Origin of the sequence: Pseudonocardia ailaonensis (genome assembly GCF_039531635.1) — a bacterium.
Classification (GTDB): Bacteria; Actinomycetota; Actinomycetes; order Mycobacteriales; family Pseudonocardiaceae; genus Pseudonocardia; species Pseudonocardia ailaonensis.
The window spans coordinates 191,049-211,468 of the sequence record NZ_BAAAQK010000005.1; the positions used below are offsets into that span (position 1 = coordinate 191,049).

Annotated in this window: 18 protein-coding genes; 13 read left to right on the forward strand and 5 right to left on the reverse strand. The window is 73.3% G+C overall.

The window, feature by feature from the left end:
* Positions 1–41: 41 nt before the first annotated feature.
* A complete protein-coding gene (locus ABD324_RS09535; protein WP_344414661.1) occupies positions 42–443 on the reverse strand; it encodes a cupin domain-containing protein in 402 nt (133 codons plus the stop codon).
* Entirely contained in the window at positions 440–1,888 is a 1,449-nt protein-coding gene (locus ABD324_RS09540) for an aldehyde dehydrogenase family protein (RefSeq protein ID WP_344414662.1), read from the reverse strand. The genes ABD324_RS09535 and ABD324_RS09540 overlap by 4 nt, the downstream gene beginning before the upstream one ends.
* 103 nt (positions 1,889–1,991) lie before the next feature.
* Here ABD324_RS09540 and ABD324_RS09545 point away from each other — a divergent pair, with 103 nt between their 5' ends.
* The 13 genes from ABD324_RS09545 (at position 1,992) to ABD324_RS09605 (ending at position 17,785) form a co-directional block, all read left to right on the forward strand.
* Positions 1,992–3,158, forward strand: coding sequence for a zinc-binding dehydrogenase (locus tag ABD324_RS09545; protein WP_344414663.1), 1,167 nt, complete (start codon positions 1,992–1,994; stop codon positions 3,156–3,158).
* An 11-nt stretch (positions 3,159–3,169) separates the two neighbouring features.
* Complete coding sequence (locus ABD324_RS09550) at positions 3,170–4,384, forward strand: FAS1-like dehydratase domain-containing protein (RefSeq protein ID WP_344414665.1); 1,215 nt, start codon at positions 3,170–3,172, stop codon at positions 4,382–4,384.
* A gap of 8 nt (positions 4,385–4,392) precedes the next feature.
* The gene (locus ABD324_RS09555; RefSeq protein WP_344414666.1) at positions 4,393–5,655 is read left to right on the forward strand and encodes a CaiB/BaiF CoA transferase family protein; all 1,263 of its coding nucleotides are present in this window, start codon (positions 4,393–4,395) and stop codon (positions 5,653–5,655) included.
* Positions 5,652–6,902: a CaiB/BaiF CoA transferase family protein gene (locus ABD324_RS09560; RefSeq protein ID WP_344414667.1), complete on the forward strand. Its 1,251-nt coding sequence runs from the start codon at positions 5,652–5,654 to the stop codon at positions 6,900–6,902. Before ABD324_RS09555 ends, ABD324_RS09560 begins: the two co-directional genes overlap by 4 nt.
* The gene (locus ABD324_RS09565) at positions 6,899–7,786 is read left to right on the forward strand and encodes an SMP-30/gluconolactonase/LRE family protein (protein ID WP_344414668.1); all 888 of its coding nucleotides are present in this window, start codon (positions 6,899–6,901) and stop codon (positions 7,784–7,786) included. The genes ABD324_RS09560 and ABD324_RS09565 overlap by 4 nt, the downstream gene beginning before the upstream one ends.
* Positions 7,783–9,237, forward strand: coding sequence for an aldehyde dehydrogenase family protein (locus tag ABD324_RS09570; protein WP_344414669.1), 1,455 nt, complete (start codon positions 7,783–7,785; stop codon positions 9,235–9,237). Before ABD324_RS09565 ends, ABD324_RS09570 begins: the two co-directional genes overlap by 4 nt.
* Positions 9,234–10,007: an SDR family NAD(P)-dependent oxidoreductase gene (locus ABD324_RS09575; RefSeq protein ID WP_344414671.1), complete on the forward strand. Its 774-nt coding sequence runs from the start codon at positions 9,234–9,236 to the stop codon at positions 10,005–10,007. Before ABD324_RS09570 ends, ABD324_RS09575 begins: the two co-directional genes overlap by 4 nt.
* Positions 10,008–10,029: 22 nt before the next feature.
* Entirely contained in the window at positions 10,030–11,067 is a 1,038-nt protein-coding gene (locus ABD324_RS09580) for an LLM class flavin-dependent oxidoreductase (RefSeq protein ID WP_344414673.1), read from the forward strand.
* A 7-nt stretch (positions 11,068–11,074) separates the two neighbouring features.
* Complete coding sequence (locus ABD324_RS09585; protein ID WP_344414675.1) at positions 11,075–12,280, forward strand: acetyl-CoA C-acetyltransferase; 1,206 nt, start codon at positions 11,075–11,077, stop codon at positions 12,278–12,280.
* The gene (locus ABD324_RS09590; RefSeq protein WP_344414678.1) at positions 12,277–13,101 is read left to right on the forward strand and encodes an alpha/beta fold hydrolase; all 825 of its coding nucleotides are present in this window, start codon (positions 12,277–12,279) and stop codon (positions 13,099–13,101) included. The genes ABD324_RS09585 and ABD324_RS09590 overlap by 4 nt, the downstream gene beginning before the upstream one ends.
* A 65-nt stretch (positions 13,102–13,166) precedes the next feature.
* Complete coding sequence (locus ABD324_RS09595; protein ID WP_344414680.1) at positions 13,167–13,502, forward strand: DUF485 domain-containing protein; 336 nt, start codon at positions 13,167–13,169, stop codon at positions 13,500–13,502.
* Positions 13,499–15,031 carry a solute symporter family protein gene (locus ABD324_RS09600; protein ID WP_344414681.1) on the forward strand — a complete coding sequence of 511 codons (1,533 nt, stop codon included), beginning with the start codon at positions 13,499–13,501 and terminating at the stop codon, positions 15,029–15,031. The genes ABD324_RS09595 and ABD324_RS09600 overlap by 4 nt, the downstream gene beginning before the upstream one ends.
* 54 nt (positions 15,032–15,085) lie before the next feature.
* On the forward strand, positions 15,086–17,785 hold the full coding sequence (locus ABD324_RS09605) for a helix-turn-helix transcriptional regulator (protein WP_344414682.1): 2,700 nt from the start codon (positions 15,086–15,088) through the stop codon (positions 17,783–17,785).
* Here the strand turns inward: ABD324_RS09605 and ABD324_RS09610 are convergent.
* The 3 genes from ABD324_RS09610 to ABD324_RS09620 are packed head-to-tail and all read right to left on the reverse strand — an operon-like array spanning position 17,769 to position 20,331.
* Complete coding sequence (locus tag ABD324_RS09610; protein ID WP_344414683.1) at positions 17,769–18,527, reverse strand: ABC transporter permease; 759 nt, start codon at positions 18,525–18,527, stop codon at positions 17,769–17,771. The two genes, ABD324_RS09605 and ABD324_RS09610, sit on opposite strands and share 17 nt — an antisense overlap.
* Positions 18,524–19,420, reverse strand: coding sequence for an ABC transporter ATP-binding protein (locus ABD324_RS09615; protein WP_344416313.1), 897 nt, complete (start codon positions 19,418–19,420; stop codon positions 18,524–18,526). Before ABD324_RS09615 ends, ABD324_RS09610 begins: the two co-directional genes overlap by 4 nt.
* The gene (locus ABD324_RS09620) at positions 19,324–20,331 is read right to left on the reverse strand and encodes an ABC transporter substrate-binding protein (RefSeq protein ID WP_344414684.1); all 1,008 of its coding nucleotides are present in this window, start codon (positions 20,329–20,331) and stop codon (positions 19,324–19,326) included. Before ABD324_RS09620 ends, ABD324_RS09615 begins: the two co-directional genes overlap by 97 nt.
* Positions 20,332–20,420 lie beyond the last annotated feature (89 nt).

The window sequence follows — 20,420 nt, forward strand, 5'->3', positions numbered from 1 at the left end:
ACCTCTCGGGGAAACGTCTCGCCCACGATACAAGCGGTGGATCAGGGAGCTGTGCCGACGCGCACGATCAGCATCGTCACGCCCTCCGGGCCGGTGGTCCACCGATGCCCGACGCCGCGCACCACCACGCAGTCCCCGACCCCCAGCGCGTGAGCGCCGTCCGTGAGGCCCAGCGTGACCGCACCCGCGACGACGCAGTCGAGGTCGATGCTCGCGGTGAAGTGCGGCGGGATGTCGTGGTCGGGCGGGAAGGTCGCGACCTTCCACTGCAGCACGCCGGGCGGGGGCGAGTTGTCGTAGAAGGCTGCCGCCGCGGCCGGGAGCGCACCGGGCGGCCACTGGGCGGACTCCCACAGCGCGTCCGTGCCGGTGGTGTCGATGTCGCGCACCGACTCCAGGAACGACAGCCCGTCGGCACCGGCCCCGGTGACCAGCAGCCTCACGGCAGCTCCGCCCCGAGGGGGACCTGGATCTGGCGGAGCTCCAGGAACGCCTCCATGCCCTCGACGCCGCCCTCCCGGCCCAGCCCAGACCGCTTCATGCCGCCCGCGGGCTGGTCGATCGCCCGGCCCGTCGTGTTGATCTGGAACGTACCGGTGCGGATCCGCAGGGCCACCTCGTAGCCGCGGGCGACGTCCGCCGTCCACACCGACCCCGCCAGGCCGTACTCCGAGTCGTTCGCGATCCGGATCGCGTCGTCCACGCCGTCGTGGACGAAGACGGTCAGGACCGGGCCGAAGATCTCCTCGCGCGCGATCCGCATGTCCGGGGTGACCTCGTCGAACAGGGTGGGCTCGACGAACCACCCGGTCGGCAGGTGCGCGGGGCGGCCGCCGCCCAGGACGAGCCGCGCGCCCTGCTCCCGGCCGCTGCGGACGTAGGCCTCGACGCGGTCGCGCTGACGGGCGGTGGCGAGCGGGCCGACCTGGGTGGCGGGGTCCGTCGGGTCGCCGACGCGCAGCGCGGCCAGGGCGTCCTTCAGCGCCGCGACCCACTCGGCGTGCCGGGAGCGGGGGACGATGATCCGCGAGCGCGAGGTGCACTGCTGGCCGCACAGGTTCACCCCGGCCGCCGCGACCACACCGGACACGAACTCGGCGGGCTCCGCGTCGTCGAGCACGATCGAGGCGGACTTGCCGCCCAGCTCGAGGATGCTCCGGGTGATGTTCGGCGCCGCGCCGCGCAGCACCTCGGCCCCCACGGCCGAGCTGCCGGTGAAGGACACCAGGTCCACGTCCGCATCGGCGACCATCCCCGCGGTGGTCGCCGGGTCGGCGTAGACGATGCCGAGGGCGCCCGGCGGCAGGCCGGCCGCCTCCGCCGCCTCGCCCAACGGGCCGAAGGTCAACGGACCCTCCGACGCCGGTTTGAGGACGACGGTGCAGCCCACCGCGAGCGCCGGCGCGATCTTCAGCGAGGCGAGCAGGAGCGGGCTGTTCCACGGCGTGATCGCCAGGACCACGCCCACGGGCACGCGCAGGACCCGGGCCGTGCGCCGCGCGTCGACCTCGCGGTCCTCCTGACGCGGCAGCGTCCGGGCGAGGTCGGCGTAGCGCCGCCACATCTCGATCGCGGTCGCGACGGCGCCGCGGGCACCGGTCACCGGCTGGCCGAGCTCGCGGACGCAGGAGGCCGTGAGCTCGTCGTGGCGGGCCTCGAGGTGGTCCGCGATCCGGTGCAGCACCGCGGCGCGCTCGTCGGCGCCCAGGCGCGGCCACGGGCCCTCGTCGAATGCCGCCCGGGCTGCGGCGACCGCACGTCGGGCCTGCGCGGAATCGGCCTGGGCCAGCTGCAGCACCGTCTCCTCGGTCGCCGGGTTCACGACGGGATGGAGCGACCCGGCGCCCGGGATCCGTTCGCCGCCGATGAAGAGCTCAGGCGTGGACATTTGTCTCCTCTGTGAGTGAACTGTCTCTCGAAAGAGACAGTCGTCCGGCCGCGACGGCCTCGTCAAGCTCTTGAGTCTCCTACTAGATAATTCTGTCTCTGATATGAGACAGTCGAGAGGGCGGCGCAACGGTCTCTCTCCCGAGCCGGCGCGCCGCCACCCCGGTCCCGACGTCGTCGACAGGCGGTGCACCATCCGCGCAGCAATCGCTACCGAGGCTCATCAGCCGCTCTCCGTCGAGGAGATCTCCCTCGCCGCGCCCACGAGCACGCAGGTCGTGGTGCGGATGGCGGCCGCGGGCCTGTGCCACAGCGACCTCAACGCACTGGAGGGCCGGACGACCCCGGCCGGCTGGCCGCTGATCCCCGGCCACGAGGGCTACGGCACCGTCGAGTGGGCGGGGGCCGACGCCACGTCGGTGCGGGTCGGCGACCGGGTGTTGTTCACGTTCGTCGGCAGCTGCCAGGCCTGCTACTGGTGCCTGCGCGGCGAGCAGCACCTCTGCACGAGCTTTCGCACCGCGCCGACGCCCAAGGGGCATCGGGGCGACACCCCGGTCTACGGGCACGCCGGGCTCGGCGCCTTCGCCGAGCAGGCGCTCGTCGACCACCGCTCCCTGGTGACGATCGACAGCGACCTGCCCGCATCGCAGCTCGCGCTGATCAGCTGCGGGGTCGCCACCGGGGCGTCCGCGGTGGAGCGCTGCGCGAACCTCGACGCGGCGGGCTCGATCGCCGTGCTCGGCTGCGGGGGCGTGGGGCAGGCCGCGATCCAGGCCGCCCGGATCCTGGGCGCGACCACGATCGTCGCGCTGGACCCGTCGCCGTCGCGGCGGGAGTACGGGCTGACGTTCGGCGCCACCCACGCGTTCGACCCGCTCGACCCGGCCACCGCGGCCGCCGTGAAGGACCTCACCGGCGGCCGCGGCGTGGACTCGGTGATCGAGGCGGTCGGGCGGCAGTCCGTGGCGCAGAACGGGTTCGAGATCCTGCGCCGCGGCGGCACCATGGTCCTGATCGGCTCGTCTGGCCCCGGGGAGACCGCCGGCTGGTCGATCTACGAGCAGATGGTCGACGCCAAGCGCGTCGTCGGCTCCCTGTACGGCAACGCCCACCCCCGGCGGGACTTCGCCCGCCTCGCCGCCCTCGCCGAGAGCGGCTCCCTCGACCTCGCGTCCATGGTCAGCGCCGAGCTGCCCCTCGACCGCATCAACGACGCCGTCTCGGCCCTGCACCACGGCGAGGGCCTCCGCACGGTCCTCGTGTTCTGAGTAGGAGAAGGATGACCACCACCGAACTCGCCCAGGGCCTGATCACGCCCGAGGGCGTCGCGACGATGCGGGAGCTGGTGCAGGTCGAGCTGCGCCGCCCCTTCATCCTCAACACGCAGATCACCTACGACGCCGTGCGCAAGTACTGCTGGGGCATCGGCGACGACAACCCGCTCTACCTCGACGAGGACTACGCCCGCACCAGCGAGTACGGCGCACCCGTTGCGCCGCAGGGACTGCTGTACACGACGCACCCGACGTACGTGCAGGTCGGACTGCCGGGTGTGCACGGTCTGCACGCCGGCACCGACTGGACCTTCTTCGCCCCGGTCCCGACCGGCTTCACCCCGCGCGTGTCGTGCTGGCTGAACCGGATCGAGGAGCGGGAGAGCTCCCTGGCCGGGAACTCGGTCTGGGTCTTCTTCACCACGGTCTACGCCGACCAGGACGGGAAGGTCATCGCGCAGTCGGAGTCCTACTCGATCCGCAGCGAGCGGAAGAAGAGCCGCGAGCGCGGCAAGGAGTCCGGCAAGGTCATGAAGGTCTGGACGCCCGAGGAGCTGGAGCCGATCGAGCAGAAGATCGTGGACTACACCCGCCGCGGCGGGGTGGAGCGCTTCTGGGACGACGTCTGCGTCGGGGACGCCGCCGGTGAGCTGCTCAAGGGCCCGCTCTGCGCCACGGACATGATCGCCTGGTACGGCGGCTCGCAGCCGGTCTACCAGCCGGCGCACGGCATGGCGCTCAAGCACTACCGCAGGCACCCGAAGTGGGCCCACCGCAACGCGCAGCTCGGCGTGCTGGAGCCCAACATCCGCGTGCACGAGAGCATGGACGCGGCGCGGTCGTCGGGGCTGGCCGCGCCGTACGACGTGGGCATCCAGCGCCACCAGTGGCTGTTCCAGATGCTCTCGGACTGGGGCGGCGACGGTGCGTTCACCAAGCAGTGCTCGGTCCAGTTCCGCGGCATGAACTACTTCGGCGACCTGACGACGATCGCGGGCACGGTCACCGAGAAGTTCGTCGACGCCGACGGGGACGCCGTCGTCCGGCTCGAGGTGCACAGCACCAACCAGGACGGCAAGGACATCATGCCGGGCTCGGCGCTGGTCGCCCTGCCGCGCCGCGACGGGCACCGGCCGGTGGCCGCGGCGGCCGCGCGGACGCAGGACTTCGAGACCCGGCTCGCCGAGCTCGCGCCCGACCTGAAGCGGCTCCCGCAGTGAGCGCCACCGTGAGCGCCCCGACCGGGGCCGGTCCGACGGGGACCGCTCCGGACCGGAGCCGGCCGCTGACGGGGTACCGGGTCCTCGACTTCACCCACGCCGCGGCCGGCCCGTACGCGACGATGTGGCTCGCGGACCTGGGCGCCGAGATCGTGAAGATCGAGAAGCCCGGCCGCGGCGACGGCGCCCGCTACATGGGCGAGCCGATGCACGGGCCCAAGCACTCCGACTACTTCGTCGCGCTCAACGCGGACAAGCAGAGCGTGTCGCTGAACCTGCACACCCCCGAGGGCGTGGCGCTGGCCCGCGAGCTCGTGGCGCACTGCGACATCGTGGTCCAGAACTTCCGGCCCGGGGTGATGGACAAGCTGGGCCTCGGGTTCGCCGATCTCGCGCCGCTGCGGGAGGGGCTCGTGTACTGCTCGCTCTCGGCGTTCGGCGCGGAGAGCTCGTGGCGGGGCCGCCCGGCCAACGACATCATCATGCAGGGCGTGACCGGGATGATGGACATCACCGGCGAGCCGGAGGGCGATCCCGTCCGCGTCGGCGTCCCGATCTCGGACTTCTCCACCGGGCTGTTCGGGCTCTCCGGGGTGCTCGCCGCGCTGCTCGCCCGGCCCGCGCACCCCGAGGGACAGCACGTCGAGGTCTCGATGTTCGACGCCACGCTCGCCCTCATGGCCAACTACATCCCGTCCGTGCAGGACCTGGGCAAGCCGGTCCCGCGGATGGGCCGCGGACACCCGCAGATCGTGCCCTACCAGGCGTTCCGCTGCGGCGACGGCGGCTACGTGATCATCGGCGCCTTCACCTCGGCGTTCTGGCGGCGCCTGGCCGCGGCGCTGGACCACGAGGAGTGGATCACCGACGAGCGGTTCGCCACCAACGCCGCCCGGATGGAGAACCGGCACGTCCTCGTCCCGCTGATCGAGGACATCCTGGCGGGGGACACGCGCGACGCGTGGTGCGCCGTGCTGGAGACGGCCGACGTGCCGCACACCCCCGTGCACACCGTGCCGGAGGCGCTGGCGAGCGTGCAGGCGCAGGAGTCGGGCACGACGATCGAGGTGCACGACCCGGCGCGCACCCGCAGCGGGCACGTCGCCGCCAACCCGGTCCGGTCGAAGGCCTGGCCCACGAGGGAGCACACCACCTCGCCGCACATCGGCGAGCACACCGCCCGCGTCCTGACCGGGCTGCTGGGCAAGTCGGAGCAGGACGTGGACGCGCTGGTCGAGGCCGGCGTCGTCGGGCGGGAGGAGACGGCATGACCGGGCCGCAGGACACACCGCAGGGGACGGCACGGAGGACCGCCGGTCCCCTCGCCGGGATCAAGGTCCTCGACCTCGCCCACCAGTACGCGGGCGCGCTCGCCGGCAGCATGATGGCCGACTTCGGCGCGGACGTCGTGGCGGTGGAGCACCCGAACGGCAACATGGTCCGCACCATGCTGCCGCTCAAGGACGGCACGTCGCTGTGGTGGAAGGTCGCCGGCCGCGGCAAGCGGGCGATCACGCTGAAGCTCTCCGACCCCGAGGGCCGCGAGCTCGCGCTCAAGCTGGCCCGCGAGGCGGACGTGATCATCGAGAACTTCCGGCCCGGCACCCTCGAGCGCTGGCAGCTGGGCCCGGCGGACCTCGAGGCCGCGGGCGTCGACGCCGTGATGCTGCGGATCAGCGGGTTCGGCCAGACCGGCCGGCACCGCACCCGTCCCGGGTTCGGGTCGGTGGCCGAGGCCATGAGCGGGTTCGCCCATCTCACCGGCATGCCGGACGGCCCGCCGACCTTCCCCTCCACCACGCTGGCCGACGGCGTCACGGGCACCTTCGGCTGCCTCGGCGTGATGGCCGCGCTGACCGGCAAGTTCCGCGGGGTGGCGCCGGCGGGCGTCCAGGTCGTGGACGCCTCGCTGGTCGAGTCGCTGTTCCGGCTCATCCCGACGCAGGTCATCGGCTACGACCAGCTCGGCCTGGTGCCCATGAGGCCCGGCAACTTCATCGGCGACCACGGGGTGCTGCGCAACCTGTACGAGTCCAAGGACGGGGTCTGGTTCACCGCCAGCGCCGTCGGTGCCGCGACGATCCGCCGCATCCTCACCACGGTGAGCGCCGAGGACCTCATCCCCGAGATCGAGACCACGCTGGCCAGCCACGACCGCGACACGCTGGAGGGCTTCTTCCGGCGGGCCGACGACCGGGTGGTGGCCTGGGCGAAGGAGCGGACGTACGCCGAGATCGACGCGGCGCTGCTCGCCGGCGGCGTGGTCTACGAGCGGGTGTACGACATCGCCGCCATCTACGAGGACCCCTTCTTCACCGAGCGCGAGAACATCATCGACGTCAAGGACGTCGAGCTGGGGCGGGTGAAGATGCAGGGCATCGCGCCGAAGCTGCCCGGCTACGACCTGGAGGTCCGCCACGCCGGACCCTCCCGCGGCCAGGACACCGAGGCCGTGCTCGGCGAGCTGGGCCTCGACGCGGAGGAGATCGCGGGGCTGAGGGAGAGGAACGTGCTGTGAGGGACTTCCGACCGCTCGGCGCCGCGCGGTCCCGGCTGGGCGAGAACCCGACCTGGCGGCCGGACTCCCGCGAGCTCTGGCACGTCGATGTCCACAACGGACTCTTCCGGCGCACCGACTGGGCGACCGGGGAGACCGTGGACCGGAAGGTCGGGGAACGCGTGACGTTCGTGCTGCCCGCCGCGGACGGCTCGGCGATCGTGTCCGTCGCCCACGGCCTCGGATCCCTGCCGGCCTCCGGTCAGGCCGAGCCGCAGCTGCCGATCGAGAGCGATCTGCCGACGACCAGCATCAACGACGGCAAGGTCGACCCGCGCGGGCGGCTCTGGTTCGACACCCTGGACCGGCCGCAGCGGCAGGACCACTGCGCGCTCTACCGGCTCGACGCGCCGGACAGGGCGTCGCCGCAGGTCCCGGGGGTGTTGCTGGGCAACGGGATCGGGTGGTCGCCCTCGGGGGACCGGATGTACTTCGTGGACAGCCGCCGCCAGCGCATCGACGCGTTCGACTACGACCTCGACACCGGCTCGCCGGGCGAGCGCCGCGTGCTGGCCGAGATCCCCGAGGCCGAGGGCATGCCGGACGGGATGGCCGTCGACGCCGAGGGCGTGGTCTGGGTCGCGCTCTACGGCGGCTGGCAGCTGCACCGGTACTCGCCCGCGGGGGAGCTGCTCGAGAAGGTCGCCGTGCCCGTGCGGTACCCGACCTGCCCCGGGTTCGCCGGCCCCGACCTGACGACCCTCGTCGTCACCACCGCCTACGCCTACCTCCAGGACGAGGGCGAGCCCATCGGGGAGCTCGACGGCGCGGTCCTCGCCGCCGACGTCGACGTCCCCGGGCTGCTGCCCCCGCCCTCCTCGATCAGCCTGGAAGGACTGTCATGAGCACCGCCACCACCCCGCTCGTCTCCGAGATGATCATCGGAGACGAGATCCTGACCGGCGCCTCCGGCCCGTCGCTGACCCACCACTACGCCGCGACCGGCGAGCCCAACGGCGAGGTACCCCTCGGCGGGACGCCCGAGGTGCAGGCCGCCGTCGCCGCCGCGAAGGCCGCGCTGCCGGTGTGGGAGAAGCTCGGCCCGGTCGAGCGCCGCAACCGGCTCGCCCGGCTCGCGGATATCGTCGAGTCCTGGACGGACCGGTTCGAGGCCATCGCCTCGGCCGAGACCGGCATGCCGCGGCAGGGCTTCGCCTGGCGCGTGAAGCTCTCCTGCGAGTGGATCCGCACGTACGTGGGCTACGCGGACAAGGTCGGCGGCGACCTCACCGCGTCGGCGGACGACGGGTCGCTGGAGTACACGCGGCTCGAGCCCTACGGCGTCGTCGGCATCATCATCACCTGGAACTCGCCGCTGCTGTCGCTGTGCATGAAGATCCCGGCGGCGCTGGCGGCCGGCAACACGATCGTCGTCAAGCCGTCGGAGCTCACGCCGTACACGCCGGCGCTGTTCGGGCGGGCGTGCCTGGAAGCGGGGATTCCGCCGGGCGTGGTGAACATCGTGGTCGGCGGCGCGGAGGCCGGTGAGGCCCTGACGGTGCACCCGGACGTCGAGAAGATCTCGTTCACCGGTGGGCTCACCACCGCCGCGGCGATGATGCGTTCCGGTGCGCCGCTGGTGAAGCCGTTCTGCTTCGAGCTGGGCGGCAAATCGGCGTACATCATCTTCCCCGACGCGGACATCGACCTGGCCGTGTCGCTGGCGTCGAAGGAGATGTCGAACGCGGGGCAGTCCTGCAAGTTCGGCTCCCGGATCTTCGTCCACGACGCCGTCTACGCCGAGTACCAGGCCACGCTGCACGCGGCGATCGGGAAGGTCGTCGTCGGGGACCCGGAGGACACCGGCACCACGATGGGCCCGCTGATCACCGCGGGTGCGCAGGAACGGGTGCTCGGGTTCGTGGAGGGCGCCCGGGACCGCGGGGACGGGAAGATCCTGATCGGCGGTGGGGCTCCCACGTTGGCCGCGCCCTTCGCAGGCGGCTACTTCGTCAACCCGACGGTCTTCGAGGACGTCGACCCGGCCAGCCCGCTGGGCCAGGAGGAGATCTTCGGTCCGGTCTTCGGGATGTTCCGCTTCACCGACGAGGAGGCGATGACCGAGCTGGTCAACTCCACCAAGTTCGGGCTGTCGAACTACGTGCACACCCGCGACCTGCGCACCGCCACCCGGATGGTGCACCGGCTCAAGTCCGGCACGGTCTACGTCAACGACGCCAACCGCCGCAACCCCGGCGCCCCCTTCGGGGGGTTCCGCGCCAGCGGGATCGGCAGCGAGGGCGGCCGCCGCGGGCTCGAGGAGTTCCTGCGCGCCAAGACGGTGGGGCTGGCATGAGCCGCTTGAAGGATTCGATCGCGCTGGTCACGGGCGGGGCCTCGGGGATGGGGCTGGCCTCGGCCCAGCGGTTCGCGGAGGAGGGGGCCACGGTCGTCGTCGCCGACCTGGACCTGGCCGCGGCCGAGGCCGCGGTCAAGGAGATCGGGCGGGACTCCCGCGCCGTGCAGGTCGACGTCGGCTCGGTCGACAGCCTGCGCGCGATGTTCTCCTACGTGGAGCAGGAGTTCGGCCGGCTGAACGTGCTGTTCAACCACGCCGGCGTCCCCGGTCCGCCCGGGCTGGAGCTGACCGAGGAACAGTTCGACCGGGTCGTCGACATCAACCTGAAGAGCCAGTTCTTCGGGACCTCGCTCGCACTTCCGTTGCTGCGCAAGGCCGCCCCGCGCGCGTCGATCATCTACACGTCGTCGATCTCCGGGCTGATGGGTGCGCCGAGCAGCCCGATCTACGGGATGACGAAGGGCGGCACGCAGATCCTGATGCGGTCCGTGGCCAAGCAGCTCGGGCCGGAGGGCATCCGCGCCAACGCGATCTGCCCCGGCCCCACGAACACCCCGATGCTGCGGACGTTCGTGGACCCGGACCGCGCGGGGATGGACGAGGGCGACGAGTACGAGAAGCAGGTCGCCGCCCGCGCCGCACGGATCCCGCTGCGCCGGGCGGCCGAGCCGGGGGACACCGCCGAGGTGGCGCTGTTCCTCGCCTCCGAGGAGTCCCGGTACGTCACCGGGACCTGGATCCCGGTCGACGGGGGCCTGAGTGCCTAGCTTCCCTTCGGTCACCCTGCGCATGCTCGACACGGGTGCGCGCCTGGGGATGCTGACCGGCCCGGACGACACGTTCCGCGCGGTCGTCGACCGGCAGCTGGCGAGGCGCGCCGAGCTGGCGGGTATCTGGTCGAGGTACGGGGCGGTGGACCCGACGTACTTCGGCTCCGGGCACCACTGGATGTCGCACCCCCAGCAGTTCGCGGACCCGTGGACGGTGCTCGGGTACGTCGCCGCGGCGTGGCCCGAGGCCCACCTGAACAGCAACTTCATCCAGCTGCCGCTGTTCTCCCCGATCGACGTGGCGGAGAAGGTGGTCACGCTGGACCGGCTCGCGCTCCGCGGCGTGACCTATGTGGTCGGTCTGGGCTGGCGGCCGGAGGAGTTCGCCGCGGCGGGCACGGACGTGAGGTACCGGGTCGGCCGGTTCACCGAGATCGTCGAGACCTGCCGGGCGCTGTGGGCGGGCGAGGACGTGAAGCCCGGCAAGCACTTCCAGGTGTCCGGACGGCTCGGTGCGCTGCCGCGGGAGGAGCCCACGCTGGTGTTCGGGGTGCAGAGCCCCAAGGCCGCGGAGCGGGCCGGCCGGCTCGCGGACGGGCTGCACGTGTCCTGGGTGATGGACCACGAGAGCAACAGCCGGATCAACGCCGCCTACCAGGCCGCGCTGGTGCGCGAGCCGCGGTACTGGGCCCTGGCGAAGTTCCTGTCGGTGGACGAGGACCCCGCGCGGGCGGAGTCCCGGCTGGACCGGATGAGCACGATGTTCGACTGGTACGCCTCGGCGACGACCTGGACCAGCGCGGACGTCACCACCGCCATCACGCGGGAGCAGGAGTCGGAGAAGCGCACGATCACCGGCACCGCGAAGTCCGTGGTGGACCAGCTGGTGCCCTTCGCCCGCGAGTTCCCCTACACCGATCTCGTGCTGACCTGGCTGGCGCCTGGGACGGACGACGCCGAGAACCGGGACCACTTCGCCTACCTGTGCGAGTCCGTGGTCGCGCCCCTGTTCGACGAGCTCGGCGTCCCCGCGGACCAGCGGACCCTGAAGATCTAGGAGAACCATGTCCCGGGAAGTGCTGGTCTGCGAGCCGCTGCGGACCCCCATCGGCCGCTTCGGCGGCGCGCTCTCGACCGTCCCCGCCGTCGACCTCGGTGTGCGGGTGGTGCGGGAGCTGATCGACCGCGTCGGCATCGCTCCGGAGCAGGTCGACGACGTGATCCTCGGCCAGTGCTACGCCGGCGGCGAGAACCCGGCGATCGGCCGGATCGTGGCGCTCGACTCCGGGCTGCCCGTCACCACTCCTGGCGCGCAGGTGGACCGCCGCTGCGGCTCCGGCCTGCAGTCCGTGATCAACGCCGTGCTCACGGTCGGCTCCGGCGCGGGGGACGCGGTGATCGCCGGCGGCGCCGAGAGCATGAGCCAGGTCGAGTACTACGCGACCGGTATGCGCTTCGGTCCGCCCGGCCCGAAGATCGAGCTGCACGACCGGCTCGCCCGCGCCCGGCAGACACCCGGCGGGCGGCACCACGTCGTCGAGGGCGGGATGCTGGAGACGGCCGAGAACGTGCGACGGATCCACTCCATCCCGCGCGAGGAGCAGGACGAGCTCGCCCTCCGCTCGCACCGACGCGCCGTCGAGGCACACGAGTCCGGGCTGTTCGCCGCCGAGCTCGTGCCGGTGGAGACCGCGCGCGGTGTGGTCGACCGCGACGAGCACCCCCGCCCCGACACCACCGCCGAGTCCCTGGCGCGGCTCAAGGCGGTGCGGCGCGGCGTCGACCCCGACGCCACCGTCACCGCGGGCAACTCGTCCGGGCAGAACGACGGCGCGGCGGCCTGCCTGGTCGCGACCCGGGACGTCGCCGCGACCCTGAACGTCGCCGTGGCGGCACGGATGGTGTCGTGGGGAGTCGCCGGCGTCGAACCCGAGCTCATGGGTCTCGGCCCGGTCCCGGCGGTCGAGGCCGCGCTCCGCCGCGCCGATCTCACCATGGCCGACATCGACCTGATCGAGCTCAACGAGGCCTTCGCCGCCCAGGTCCTCGGCTGCACCCGGGAGTGGAAGTTCGCCGAGTCGGACCTCGACCGGCTCAACGTCCGCGGCTCCGGCATCTCGCTCGGCCATCCCGTGGGCGCCACCGGCACCCGGATCCTGGCCACGGGCCTGCGCGAGCTCGCCCGCCGCGACGGCCGGTACCTGCTGGTCACCATGTGCATCGGCGGTGGTCAGGGGCTCGCGGCGATCTTCGAGCGGGTCACCCCGTGACCCGGGCCGTCACGGTCGACGGGCTCCGGCTCAACCTCCTCGTCGACGGCGAGGGCCCGCCCACCGTCTTCCTGCACGGCGGCGGCCTCACGGCCCACACCTGGCGGCGGGTGGTCGACGACCTGCGGCGCGACCACCTGTGCGTCGCGGTCGACCTGCGCGGCCACGGGGACAGCGACTGGTCGCCCACGGCCGACTACGGGCTCGCGCGGCTCGCGGCGGACCTGCGCGGCGTCGTCGGCGGGCTGGGGTTGGAGCGCCCGCACCTGGTGGGGATGTCGCTGGGCGGACAGACCGCCCTGCACGCCGTCTGCCACGGGTTCGAGGCCCGGTCGCTGGTCCTGGTGGACGTGGGCCCGCGGATGCTGGGCACCCCGGACAACCCGATCCGCGGGTTCATGCGCACCTACCGCTACCCGACCTTCGACGAGGCCCTCGACGCCGCGCAGCGGTTCCAGCCGGGCCGGGACCGGGCGGCGCTCGCGGAGAGCCTCCGGCGCTCGATGCGGCCCCACGACGACGGTTCGTGGAGCTGGAAGTGGGATCCGGACCGCCGCGAGACCTACGGGGACCGCTCCGCCGCCGCCCGGGGCCTCTGGCCGCTGCTGGGCGGGGTGACCTGCCCGACCCTCGTCGTCCGGGGATCGGAGAGCCCCGTGTTCGGCGAGCGCGACGCCCGCGAGTTCGTCGCCACCCTGCCCGACGCCCGGCTCGAGACGCTGGCCGCCGGCCACAACGTCCAGACGGAGCGTCCGGCCGAGCTCGCCGCCCTGATCCGTACCCATCATCAACATGTCTCCGATGAGATAAGGCTGTCTTGACTAGGAGACGAGAACGAGTCATCGTTCTCTCCGGCACGGCAGCGACGCCCCCAGGAGGACCCCAGATGACCCCACCCCCCGAGGACCCCGCGCCCAGTGCCGAACTGGTGGCCGCGGCGCGCACGCTCTCCGCGGAACGGCTGCGCTTCGCCGTGCCGGCCTGCCTCGTCAGCTTCGGCGGGTTCGTCGTGATCACCGTCCTGGCCGGCTTCACGACCGTGCTGAACGTGACGGTCGTGGGCCCGCTGAACCTGCTGACGCTGCTGATGGTGCTGGGCTTCCCGGTGGTCGGGGTGTGCGCGGTGCTGTACTCGCGGCGCGCGGCCGAGTGGGACCGGCGTACCGAGGAGGTCCTCGCGGCCGCCCGCCGGGCCGAGCTCGAGAAGGCGGAGGCGAGATGAGCGCCTCCCCGCTGACCCTCGGGATCTTCGCCGCCGTCATCGCCCTGACCATGGGGATCACGTTCTGGGCGGGCCGGCGCAACCACGGCGCCGGCGAGCACTACGTCGCGGGCGGCCAGCTCACCGGCCGCCAGAACGGCCTCGCGATCGTGGGTGACCTCGTGTCCGCGGCGGCCTTCCTCGGCACCGTGGGCATGGTGGCGCTCAAGGGCGCCTCGGCCTGGTTCTACGTGGTCGGGCCGTTTGTCGCCTTCGTCATCCTGCTGACGGTGCTGGCCGAGCCGCTGCGCAACCTGGGCCGCTTCACCATGGCGGATGTCGTGGCCAGCCGCTTCCGCTCGCGGGGCGTGCGCGCCTCGATGGCGGTCAACTCGCTGCTCGTCACCGTCTTCTACATGATCTCGCAGCTGGTGGCCGCGGGCGCGCTGATCAGCCTGCTGCTGGGCATCCCGTACTGGGTGGCGGTGATCGTCGTCGGCATCCTGATGACGATCTACATCGCCGTCGGCGGGATGCTCGCCACGAGCTGGATCCAGATCGTCAAGGCCGTGATGGTGCTGGTCTGCATCGCGCTGCTGTTCGTGCTCGTCCTGGCCCGCTACGACTTCAACCCACTGGCCCTCATGCAGGCTGCCTCCGACGCCAGCTCGTTCGACCTCTTCGCGACGACCGCCGGCGCGCTGTCCGGGCTGAACACGCTCTCGGTGGCCATCGCCGTGGGGCTGGGCACGGCCGCGCTGCCGCACATCCTGATCCGCTTCCTCACGGTGCCGGACGTCAAGGAGGCGCGGAAGTCGATGAACTTCGCGCTGGTCTTCGTCGGGTTCGCGTTCCTGGTCATCCCGTTCATCGGCTACGGCGCGGTGTCGATCGTCGGCCAGCAGGCGATCACGCAGGCGGACAAGGGCGGCAACCTGACGACGCTGCAGCTCTCCGGCGTCGTCGGGGGCCCGGTGTTCTTCGCGATCGTCGCCGCCGTCACCTTCGCGACGATCCTCGCCGTCGTCGCCGGGCTGGTCATCGCCGGCTCCGGCGCGCTGGCCCACGATCTCTACAACTCGATCCTGCGCAAGGGCAGGGCGAGCGAGCGGGAGCAGATCTACGCGGGCCGGATCGCCGCGCTGGCGGTCGCCGTCGTCGCGATCGTCATCTCGTTGGCCGCGCACAACACCAACGTCTCCTCGCTCGGCGCCATGGCGGTGGTCGTCGCCGCGAGCGCCAACGTCCCGGTGCTGCTGCTCCTGCTGTTCTGGAAGCGGCTCACCACCACCGGAGTGATCTCCGGCATCGTCGCGGGCCTGACGAGCGCCGTGGTCCTGATCCTGGTCGGCCCGCAGGTCATGGGGCCGGACGCCTGGTACCCGCTGGTCTACCCGACGTTGGTGTCGGTCCCGCTGGGCTTCCTCGGCTGCTGGGCGGGCACGGTGCTGTCCCGGCCGCGGCCGGACGAGTCGTCCTTCGAGGCGATGCAGGTCCAGGCGCAGCTGGGCGTGCGGCCGGCCGGGGAGCCCGCCGCCGCGGGTCACTGACGGATCATCCGCATGGATCATTCGGCGCACGAGATATCGCCATAGCCTGGGCCGATGGCCACCGATCCCCTCCACCGGCACGAGGACGCCGTGGAGGGGATCGCGGCGCTCCTGGCCGGTGAGGGCGCCCGGGCGGTGCTGCTCGGCGGGCTGCCGGGGATCGGGAAGTCGACCGCCGTCGGGCGGGTGGCCGAGCGGGCGGAGCGGGCCGGGACCGCGGTGTACCGGGTCGAGGCGGACGAGATGGGCCGCACCCGCCCGTTCGGGCTGGTCGCGGGGCTGCTCGGGGTCGAGGCCGTCTACCCGCCGCGGCCGGACACCGCGGACCGGATGATGGAAGCGGTCGAGAAGCTCTGCGCCGAGGGGCCCGTCCTGCTCTGCGCGGACGACCTGCACCAGGCGGACGGCGACTCGCTCGACCTGCTCGGCTGGTTGGTCGACATGACCCGCGACCTGCCGCTCTCCCTGCTGCTGACCCGCCGGCCGCTGCCCGTCCGGGAGGCGCTCGCCGTGCTCGCGGCCCGGCCGGACGTGCATGTCGCCGAGCTCGGCGGGCTGGCGTCCGACGAGCTCGACGGCCTGGTCGCCGAACGCTACGGCGCCCCGCCGGACGCGCGGGTGAAGGGCCTGCTCGCGGTGACCGGCGGCAACCCCTTCCACGCCCGCATGCTGCTCGACGACCTGCAGCGCCGCGGGCTGCTCGACTCCGCGGGCGGGCTGTTGCGGAGCTCGGTGGACGCCTCCGAGACCCCCGAGTCCGTGCAGGCCGGGGCGCGGACCCACCTGGCTCTGCTCGACCCGGCCACCCGGGACCTGCTGCAGGTCCTGGCGGTGTGGGGCGGCCCGGCCGCGCCGGAGCAGCTCGCGGCGGTGACCGGCAGCAAGCCCGCCTCGCTGCTCGGGGCGATCCAGGCCGCCGTCGGGTCCGGGGTGGCGCGCTGGACCGCCGACGAGCGGCTCGGCTTCCAGCACGACCTGTACCGGGACGTCGTCTACTCCGATCTCGAGCCGCCGCTGCGGCGGATGCTCCACGCCGCCGTCGCCGCCGAGCTGCGGGCGGGCGGGGAGATCCCGTCGCAGGTGCTGCACCAGTCGGCGGAGGCGGGGGACGCATCGGATCCGGAGATCGCGCTGCAGGTGGCGGCCACGGACCTGGCCCACGCCCCGGCCCAGGCCGCCGACCTGCTGGCGACGGCGGCGGGGCAGGCCGCCGCCCTCCCCGCCGGCCCGCGGCGTCGCGACCTGGAGGACCGGATCGCCGTCGCCCGCACCGGGGTGCTGGCCGCCTCGGGGCGGATGCCGGAGGCCTTCCGGGTGGCCCGCGAGGGCATGGACCGGACCGTCGATCCGGCGGTCCGCGCCCAGCTCGTCCGGCTGCGGCTGCACCACATCGTCAGTACCGCGGACGTCCCGGGAGCCCTCGCGGAGATCGACGAGCAGCTGGCGGGCGACCTCTCGGCCGCGTCGCGGCAGGCGATGACCCAGATGCGGCGGTGGGTCGTGGTGCTCGAGGGCCGCGGCCCCGTCGGGGACGGCGTCCCGGCCGCCCGGACCGGGGCGGCGCTGCTGCCCGCGTCCGTCGACCTGTTCCTGGCGGCGCGGTGCACGCAGGCGCTGGCGATGGCCGAGGAGGCCGTCGCCGTGCGCGAGGCCGCCGGCGCGCCACCCTGGGCGGACGGCCCGACCTCGCCGATCATGCCGGCCTGGTTCGCCGCGCACGCCGACGGGATCGAGGCCGCCCGGCGGCTCTCCGTGGCCGCCCGCCGCCAGGCCCAGGAACACGGCAACGGCTGGCAGATGCCGCACCACCTGTTCGTCGCGGCCTGGATCGACTACCTGGCCGGCCGCTGGGACGACGCGCTGGCCTCGCTCGACTCCGGCCTCGAGGCCACGTCGGTGACCGGCACCGGCTGGCTGTCCCGCCCGCTGGGGCTGGTGGTGGGCGTCCGGGTGCGCCGCGGCGAGCTGGAGCGGGCCGCGGAGGCCATCGAGGGCTGGAAGGTGCGCGGCCTGCCGGAGCAGTACGGGCTCCCCATGGTCGGGCTCGCGGAGATGCTGCTGGGCGAGGCGCAGGGCCGGCCGGGTGAGGTCGTGGGGCTGACCCGCCGGACGTGGACCGGTGCGCTCGACACCGGGCGGCGGGTGTGGGCGCTGATCGCCGGTCCGGACTCCGTGCGGATCGCGCTGCAGGCCGGGGACGCGGAGCTGGTCGAGCGGATCGCCGCGGACACCGCCGCCGTCCCGCTCGACGAGGTCCCGGCGCTGGCGCCCGCCGCCGACCTGGTCCGCGCCGCCGCCGAGCGGGACCCGGGACGGGCGATGGCCGCCGCCTCGGGGTTCGCCGGCCGCGGCAACCTGCTCGGCGAGCTCCAGGCCTGGGAGGAGGCGGCCGTCGCGGCCGCCGAGCGCAAGGACCAGGAACGGGCGCGCAGCTGCGCCGCCCGCGCCACCAGCCTCGCCGGCCTGCTCGGCGCCACCACCGTGGAACGACGGCTGACCGCGCGGCTGCGCGAGCACGCCGTCCGGCTGGGCGTCACCGGGAAGCGGCGCCGGCCGTCGTCCGGGTGGGAGAGCCTGACGCCCACGGAGCTGCAGGTCGCGGAGCTGGTCGGGCAGGGGATGACGAGCCCGCAGATCGCGACGAGGCTCTACGTGTCGCCGCGGACCGTGCAGACCCACATCTCGAACAGCCTGCGCAAGCTGGGGCTCTCCTCACGGGTGGAGCTGGCCACCACCGTCACGCGGCATCGGTGACCGATCCGTGCCACGGCACCACCAGCCGTCGCACCCCGGCGATCGCGCCGTGCAGCAGGATCCCGAACAGCGCCAGCAGCAGGATCGCGGCGAAGAGCCGCGGGGTGTCCAGCGCGTTCATCGCCACGACCACCACGTGTCCCAGGCCCGCGCTGCCGCCGAGGAACTCGCCGACCACCGCCCCGATCACGGCGAACACGATCGCCGTCTCCGCCCCGGTGAGGACGGCGGGCGCGGCCGTCGGCAGGTCGAGGCTGCGCAGCGTGGCCCACCGCGGGGCCCCGAGCTCGCGCAGCACGTCCCGGTGCCCGGGCTCGACCGAGCGCACGCCGAGCAGCACGTTCAGCGTGATCGGCAGGAAGGCCAGCAGCGCCGCCAGCACGATCTTCGACGTCGGCCCGAACCCGAACCACAGCACGAAGATCGGCACGAGCGCGACCTTCGGGGTCACCTGCAGCGCCACCAGCGCCGGGCGGGCCGCCTTCTCCAACCAGCGCAGCCGCCCGAGCAGTACCCCCACGACGAGCCCGATCACCAACGCGATCCCGAAGCCGCCCACCACCTCCACGGCCGTGACGCCCAGCTCCCGCCAGGTCACCGGGTCCCGCACGAGCGTGCCGAAGGCGGTGCCGACCGCGCCGGGGGAGGGCAGCACGAAGGGCGAGACCCCGCCCGCCACCGCCAGCAGCCACGCCCCGAGCAGCACGAGCACCGTGACCAGCGCACCGACGAGCCCGATCACCGGTCTGCCTCCTCGAGCGCCGCCCGGACCCGCCGGACCACGTCCTGGAACTCCGGGGTGCTGGTGTCCGTGCGCGGCCGCGCCAGCTCGACGTCGACCACCGCGGCGATCCGCCCCGGCCGCGGCGTGAGCAGCACGATCCGGTCCGCCAGCGACACCGCCTCCGGGATCGAGTGGGTCACGAACACCACCGTCGCGCCGGTCCGGGCGTGCAGGGCCTGCAGGTCCGCGATCATGGTGTCCCGGGTCAGCGCGTCGAGGGCCCCGAAGGGCTCGTCCATCAGCAGGATCGCCGGGCCGCGGACCAGCGCCCTGGCGATCGCCGCGCGCTGGCGCATGCCGCCCGAGAGCTCCCGGGGCATCGCGCGCTCGAAGCCCGCCAGCCCCAGGTCCCGGCAGAGCTGCTCCGCCCGCTCCCGCCGCTCCGCCCGGCCGACGCCGAGCAGCCGCAGGGGGAGCGCGACGTTGTCCCGCACCGTGTACCAGGGGAAGAGGTTCGGCTCCTGGAACACCATCCCGACGCCGGCGAACACGTCCTCGTCCCGGGTGCCGCCGGGCCACGGGTCCGCGCCGTCGACGCGCACGACGCCGTGGGTGGGCCGGGTCAGTCCCGCGAAGATCCGCAGCAGCGTCGACTTGCCGCACCCCGAGCGGCCGACGACGGCGACGAACTCGCCCGGCGCGACGGCGAGATCGACGTCGACGAGCGCGGTGGTCGCGGGTGCCCGGCGGCGCGGGTGCTCGTGGCCGACACCGGTGAGGGACAGCGCCGGTGTGGTGGAGACGACCGCCGCGCTCAGGATCGGGGCCCCAGCGAGTGCAGCCAGGCCGCCGGGTCCTGGCCGGCCGGGACCATGCCCTGCCGCACGACCTCGGCGAACGCGGAGGACCAGCGCTGCGGCGAGATCGTCACCCGCGGCTCGCCCCACGAGGCGACGTAGGCGTCCAGGCCCGCGCGCACCACGGCCGGATCGGCGAGCGACGGGACGGTGTAGCGCGAGGTGATCACCTTCGTCGTCTCCGCGTAGCCGGTCGGGGCGTCGGCGGAGATGAAGTCCATCGCGTCGGAGATCGCGGCCAGGTAGCGCCGCACCCGGTCCTCGCCCAACGGGTCGGCGAGCTGGTCCACCGAGGACACGAAGACCTGGGCGCCGGCCGTGATCGTCCGGTTCGGGTCCAGGATCACCGCCTCCGGGCGGGTCTTCGCCAGCACCGTCGCGGTGTCCAGCGGGGCGACGAAGGCGTCGATCCGCCCGGCCCCGATCAGGTCGAACACTCCCGGCGCGAGCCCCACGACCTGCCGCTGCACGGTCGTCGGGTCGACGCCCGCGCTCGCGAGCGTGAGGTTCAGCGTCCACTCGCTCGTCCCGCCCTGCGACGGGATCCCCACGACCTTCCCCTTGAGGTCCGCCGGCGTGGTGGCCGGGGCGCGGGTGCTCGACACGATCCGGATCGGCCCCAGCGCCTGCTCCGCGCCGACCACCCGCAGCGGCGCACCGCGCACCCCGGCGGCGACCATCGTCTCGATGTCGCCGAGCCGGGTGAGCAGCGCGGACCCGCCGAGGACGGCCTGCAGCGCGGGCGGTGAGCCCTGCAGCGACTGGTAGTCCACGTCGAGCCCGTGCCGGGCGAAGTCGCCGTGGGTCACGGCGACCATCTCCGCCGCGTACGACATCGACTCGATCGGCGCGGTGGTCACGACGGAGATCCGGTCGGCCGCCGCGGCCTGCGGGCCCGAGCCACAGGCGACCAGGGTGAGCAGGAGGGCCAGCGCCGGCCCGAGACAACGGACGATCCGGACCATCGCACTTCCTTTACAAATCGCGCCCCTCCGTCAAGGGTCGCAGGCGGTGGTTCGGGCATTACGTCCCGCAGCCAGGACGCCGGGAGGAA

Coding starts and splice junctions, on each gene's coding strand:
- ABD324_RS09540 (WP_344414662.1), bottom strand. CDS start 1,888: ATGTCCACGCCTGAGCTCTTCATCGGCGGCGAACGGATCCCGGGCGCC.
- ABD324_RS09545 (WP_344414663.1), top strand. CDS start 1,992: ATGAGACAGTCGAGAGGGCGGCGCAACGGTCTCTCTCCCGAGCCGGCG.
- ABD324_RS09550 (WP_344414665.1), top strand. CDS start 3,170: ATGACCACCACCGAACTCGCCCAGGGCCTGATCACGCCCGAGGGCGTC.
- ABD324_RS09560 (WP_344414667.1), top strand. CDS start 5,652: ATGACCGGGCCGCAGGACACACCGCAGGGGACGGCACGGAGGACCGCC.
- ABD324_RS09570 (WP_344414669.1), top strand. CDS start 7,783: ATGAGCACCGCCACCACCCCGCTCGTCTCCGAGATGATCATCGGAGAC.
- ABD324_RS09575 (WP_344414671.1), top strand. CDS start 9,234: ATGAGCCGCTTGAAGGATTCGATCGCGCTGGTCACGGGCGGGGCCTCG.
- ABD324_RS09580 (WP_344414673.1), top strand. CDS start 10,030: ATGCTCGACACGGGTGCGCGCCTGGGGATGCTGACCGGCCCGGACGAC.
- ABD324_RS09585 (WP_344414675.1), top strand. CDS start 11,075: ATGTCCCGGGAAGTGCTGGTCTGCGAGCCGCTGCGGACCCCCATCGGC.
- ABD324_RS09595 (WP_344414680.1), top strand. CDS start 13,167: ATGACCCCACCCCCCGAGGACCCCGCGCCCAGTGCCGAACTGGTGGCC.
- ABD324_RS09600 (WP_344414681.1), top strand. CDS start 13,499: ATGAGCGCCTCCCCGCTGACCCTCGGGATCTTCGCCGCCGTCATCGCC.
- ABD324_RS09605 (WP_344414682.1), top strand. CDS start 15,086: ATGGCCACCGATCCCCTCCACCGGCACGAGGACGCCGTGGAGGGGATC.
- ABD324_RS09620 (WP_344414684.1), bottom strand. CDS start 20,331: ATGGTCCGGATCGTCCGTTGTCTCGGGCCGGCGCTGGCCCTCCTGCTC.